The 4783-nt window shown below is 72.6% G+C and carries 2 protein-coding genes and 1 pseudogene; 1 reads left to right on the top strand and 2 read right to left on the bottom strand.

Features of this window, described 5'->3' with window-relative positions; translation table 11 throughout:
- Both E1281_RS37600 and E1281_RS37595 read right to left on the bottom strand, forming a co-directional pair.
- A pseudogene (locus E1281_RS37600) lies at positions 1–1197 on the bottom strand (hypothetical protein); the annotation flags it as partial.
- A gap of 24 nt (positions 1198–1221) precedes the next feature.
- Complete coding sequence (locus tag E1281_RS37595) at positions 1222–2175, bottom strand: sigma-70 family RNA polymerase sigma factor (protein WP_165959280.1); 954 nt, start codon at positions 2173–2175, stop codon at positions 1222–1224.
- Positions 2176–2647: 472 nt separating this feature from the next.
- On the opposite strand from E1281_RS37595, the gene E1281_RS37590 reads away from it, so the two are divergent.
- Entirely contained in the window at positions 2648–4483 is a 1836-nt protein-coding gene (locus E1281_RS37590) for a protein kinase (RefSeq protein WP_131884467.1), read from the top strand.
- The last annotated feature ends 300 nt before the right edge of the window (positions 4484–4783 follow it).

The raw sequence follows: 4783 nt of genomic DNA, 5'->3' as shown, positions 1-4783 counted from the left end.
CCGCGGCTCCAGGGGCGGGGCATCCACCGGCGGCGGGCCGCCCCCGGGCGGCGTCCCATCCGGGCGTTCGCCCCCCTCGCGGGAGCCGGCGGGGTACTTGCCGACCGGCCGGACCCGGCCGTCGGGGCCCACGACCCGTGCGTCCGGGCTTCCGGGCGCGTTCACGAACAGGTTGCCCTCACGGACCTGGAGGTCCAGGTCACCGCGGCCCTCCGGCATGTTCAGCACGCCGGTCTGCCGTCCAGCGGGATCGTGCACCCGCACCTGTCCGGTCTCCCGTACGGGCACGTAGACCTTGCCGGCGAACGGCACCGCCGGCTCCTGGATCGGGTCCTGCAGCGCGAACTCCAGCACCGGGCCGCCCTTGGTCACATCGCCCAGCGTGACCACCGATCCGGCGGAGGGGACGGTGACCGCGGCCAGGGTGCCATGGGTGCGATCGGGCACGAGGGCCCCGGTGAGCGGGACCGGCGCCTTGACCCGGCGGGTGTCGTCGCCGTTCACGACCACCAGGTCACGGCCGCCGCGGTCGACCACCAGCGCGCCCTGGTCCAGCACGCTCAGGGCGAGCTCGCGGCCGGGCTCGGCGACCTCGATGGTACGTATGACGGCGGCGCCCCGGCCGGAGACCTCCAACGCCGCGACCGTGCCCTGCCGAGGTACCGCCACCCACAACCGCCCGGCACCGTCGAATTCGCCGCCGACCACCGGTCCCGGCAGCTGCAGGACCGGCCCCACGGGACGCAGCGTGGCGGGGTCCAGCGCGCGCACCGCGCCGGTGGTGCGCTCGATCACGGCGGCGGCGGTGGCGCCCATCACCAGGTGCGGGTCGCCGCGGGTGCCGACGTCCAGCCGTCCCGACAACCCCAGGCCACTGAGATCGAGCGAGGACACCCGGCCGGTATCCAGATCATGGATGAGAAGGTTCCGGTCGTTCTGGGTCACCCGTACCCGGTGGCCGCGGGAGTCGGTCACCTCGCGGCGCCGCTCGACCCGGCCGCTGTCCGGATCGACCCGCCCCACCTCGCCCGCCGTCCGGCTCCAGAGCCAGGCACTGCCGTCGGACGCCTGGGTGGCGTGGCCGATCCGGCCACCGCCGAGCAGCGTCGCCACCAGCGCCAAGGTGATCAGGACGGCCATGCCCCAGCCACCGACACGTGCCCGGGTGCTCGCGGTGCTTCTCTCCCGGGTCGTCAAGAGGCCCCCTTCATGGTGAGCGATTCACGACAGCCCGCGCCGGGGCGCGCGATGGGCGCGCCGGTCCGACACGTCCCCGGGCTCCGGTGACGTGTCCGCGATGGTCTCGCCGAGTTTCGTGAGCGCCTTCCGCTCGATCAGGCGGACGCCCTCGGGGGACAACCCGAGCCGCTCGCCGATGACGCGGAGCGACTGCTCGGGTTCTCCGTCGAGCCCGAACCGCCGTACCAGCACGTACCGCTCGCGGCGATGGAGGTGCGGCAAGCCGTCACCGAGGGCGCTCAGGTCGAGACGAAGCAGCACCCTGTCCTCGGTGGACGGCGAGGAGTCGGCGAGCCAGTTCTCCGGTGCCCTGAACTCATCGCCCTGACCCGATCCGAGCGGGTGCAGGGTCTCGATGCGGGGCGGGTTCAGGACCCGGCGCGCCTGGGCCTCGGTCACCCCGGCGCGCCTGGCGACGGCGGTGTGGTCCACCGCCGCGTCCGGTCCGGTCTCCTCCAGAATGGCCTGCTTGGCGGCCAGGATGGCGGGCCGCTTCTCGAAGTCCCCGGGAGCGAGATTGGGATGCTCGGCGTCCCGGACCGCGCGCAGCACCTCCCGCTGGATGGGTTTGAACGCCCACTGGGCGAGGGACCCCCGGGCGGGATCGTAGGAGGAGATCGCCCAGAGCAACCCCATCTTGCCCGCGCTCTCGAAGTCCTCGACGTGTTCGCCGGACGGGTAGGTGAAGATGGCGACGTACCTACGGACGAGCCCCAGGTTCAGCTGGACGATCTCCAGAGTGATGTCCTCCAGCTCATGCTGGGCTCTGCGCAGCGCCGTTTCCAGGCCGGTGTCCGGCTCACCGGCTTCCATCATGGTGCGCACGGCGGCGAGCTGCTCCAGAAGCACTTTGCGACGTGCGAAGAGCTCACCGTTTCGGGTATGGAAGTCCTCTCGTGCCGGATGCTCGGCACTGATCGACTGTGCGGTGTTCATCCGTCTCCCTCGCCGCGTTGCGAGTGGTACACGTTCGCGGGCGGTCAACTCGGCAAGGGCCATGCAATGCCCCGTGAGCATCCGTCCACCGGACCGCCGCCGAATCTGTGCGCGGCAACCCGGTGGACGAGGATGGCATGGCGGCAGACGCTGCCACTCCTGGAAGATTCCAGGGGCCGGCGGTCCCGCAGGTCACGAGTATGGGGAGCGTACGCACCCGTGGCGGCTGGGCATGGAGGGCGCTCACATGCCCGAGAGCATCGTGGTCGGCTTTATCGACATTCCCCGTAGCCGGCAGTCGAATCGTGGCGCCGCGGGGAGTGGAAAAGCGCCGGGCCCGGCTCCTGGAAGGTGTGCGGATCGCCCGGCGATGGCGGGTTGGCATAGCGCCACTTGCCCGCACTATCCGTTCCAGAGAAAGCCGGACCGAGCTCGGTCCGGCCGACCACCACAGCGCTGAGGACTACGTGTGATGACTACTGCGCCCAACGTCGTCGTGGCGGGCGACCAGGGCCTGTCACGGAAGCTCCGCGACACCGGGCGGTTCCCGACCGTGTTCGACGCCGCCTCCGCCACCGGGCTCCGGGAGCTGTCGAAGAGCGGCAGGGTGCACTCGCCGGCCGCGTTCATGTTCGCTCCCGGGTTCGACGAGGACATCCCCGGGGGCAGCGTCCCCCGCCTGGCCAACGGGCTGGCCGCCAGCGGGTTCACGGTGGTCGTGCACGGCTTCTTCACCGAACGCGGTGACGTCTTCGGCCCGGGTGTGGTCGCGTCCACGGCCCCGATGAGCGTGTCGGACCTTCTGGCGACCGTCGGTGCCGCCGAGCCGGCGAGCCGCGCCCGGCCGGACCTCCAACCCGAGCCGCCCCCGGAACCCTGGACGCTCCCCGACATGGCGGCTGCCGAGCCGGCCGCCCGCCCCCGGGAACGACCACGGTCCGCGAACGGCGACGAGGAAACCGTCACCTCGGTCAGGGGCGATACCGGCGGCGAGCGGGAACCTACGGAGCGCGTTCCGGGGCACGGCGAGCCATCGATCGTCCATCGCGGCGCGGGCGCGTGCGCACCGGGACGGCCACTGCCCCTCCAGGAGGCGGTCGGGATCGCCGTCTCGGTGGGCGAGGGGCTCCAGGCGCTGCACGAGGAAGGACTGGTCCACGGCGACGTCACTCCGGACCGGATCCTGCGCGGCGAGGAGGGGCCGCTGCTGGCGGGGGCGGCCTCGCTCCGGGGCCTGGCGGCGCAATCCGCGCCGGGTGCACCCGAACAGCTCGACCCGGAGCGCATCGACCCGAGGTTCGCCGCGCCCGAGGTGCTGCGGCTGCAACCGGCGACCGCCGCGTCCGATGTGTACGGGCTCGCCGCGACCCTGTGGAGCCTGCTGGCCGGGCATCCCCCGTTCACCGCCGACGACCGGTGGGCGGTACACGAAGGGGCGTTGAACGAGGCGGTTCCGCGAGTGCCGCGCGACGACGTGCCGGAGTGGCTGGCCGAGGTGCTCGCGCACGCGATGGCGAGCGAGCCCGCTGACCGGTATCCGACAGCGCGAGCGTTCATCGACGCGCTGGAAGAGGGCACGCGAGACGTTCCAGGACCACCCGTCAAGGCGTTCGAGGCGGGCTCGGGCGACGGTTCCGAAGCATCCGTCGAGGCGTTCGAGGCGAACCCGGATGACGGTTCCGAACCGTCAACCTACTGGGAGGGGTTGACGGGCTGGGCCTGGGACGACACGGCACCCGAGCCAGGTGACACCCTCGACCCCCAGGAGGAGATGCGCACCGCCGCGTCCGTCGCTCCGGGCCGCGGCGGCCGTCGCAAGCCCGCCCTGGCCGCCCTGACGGTGCTCATGCTCGGCTTGGTGGCAGTCATCGCGGTGGGCTTGTCCGCCTCGGGCGGGGCGGGCGAGCGGCATCCGCAGGCGAAGTCCCCGCGGTCGTCCCCGGCGAGGACATCGCGGCCCCAGCCCCCGCAGGCGGGCCCCGGGCGCGTGCCCACGTCCACCCCGACCGCGGTGCGCCCGGTCACGGAGTACACGCCCGGCCGGGTGGGCATCGTCGACGGCCGGGTCTCCATCGAGGTCACCTGGGCGGACCGCAGCGGCGGCCGGGCCGCGCACTACGTCGTCGGCGGGCCCACCGGACGCACACCCTCCACCCTGGCAAGCGCCCCGCCGGGGACCGCGAAGGTCGTGGTCAGCGCGCTGAACCCGAGCGTGGACTACTGCCTGACCGTCGTCGCCGTCGTGAACGTCGACCGGGTCGCCCACGCCAAGCCCGTCTGTACCCACCGCGTCCAGAAGGGCGGCTGAGCCGTCCACGGCCGCGCGAGCGAGCGCATCCGCTTGTCGTCCGAGGGATTTCCCGGACTGTCGTCGGTCGGAAGCCAGATCGATGCCGGCGATCCGGACAGTCGACCAGCTGCGGCGAACGGCCGGCGTCCGCCTCATGCGCCCGACGGGCAGGCGCGGTTCCCCGCTGACTCCAAGGAGTACCAACACGTGACACTGGTGAACGACGCGGCGCCCGCAGTGCGGCCCACAGGTCGCAAGTTCCGCGCCTTCACGGCGAAGCACCTTGACGAGTTGACCGCTCGCGCCGGGCTGTCGCCC

Origin of the sequence: Actinomadura sp. KC345, assembly GCF_004348515.1 — a bacterium.
Lineage (GTDB): Bacteria > Actinomycetota > Actinomycetes > Streptosporangiales > Streptosporangiaceae > Spirillospora.
Note: the sequence above shows the minus strand (reverse complement) of the source record. Positions and strands in the feature narration are given on the sequence as shown.

Bases quoted from the DNA above. Each gene is read 5' to 3' on its own strand.
- E1281_RS37595 (WP_165959280.1), bottom strand. From the start codon at position 2,175: ATGAACACCGCACAGTCGATCAGTGCCGAGCATCCGGCACGAGAGGAC.
- E1281_RS37590 (WP_131884467.1), top strand. From the start codon at position 2,648: ATGACTACTGCGCCCAACGTCGTCGTGGCGGGCGACCAGGGCCTGTCA.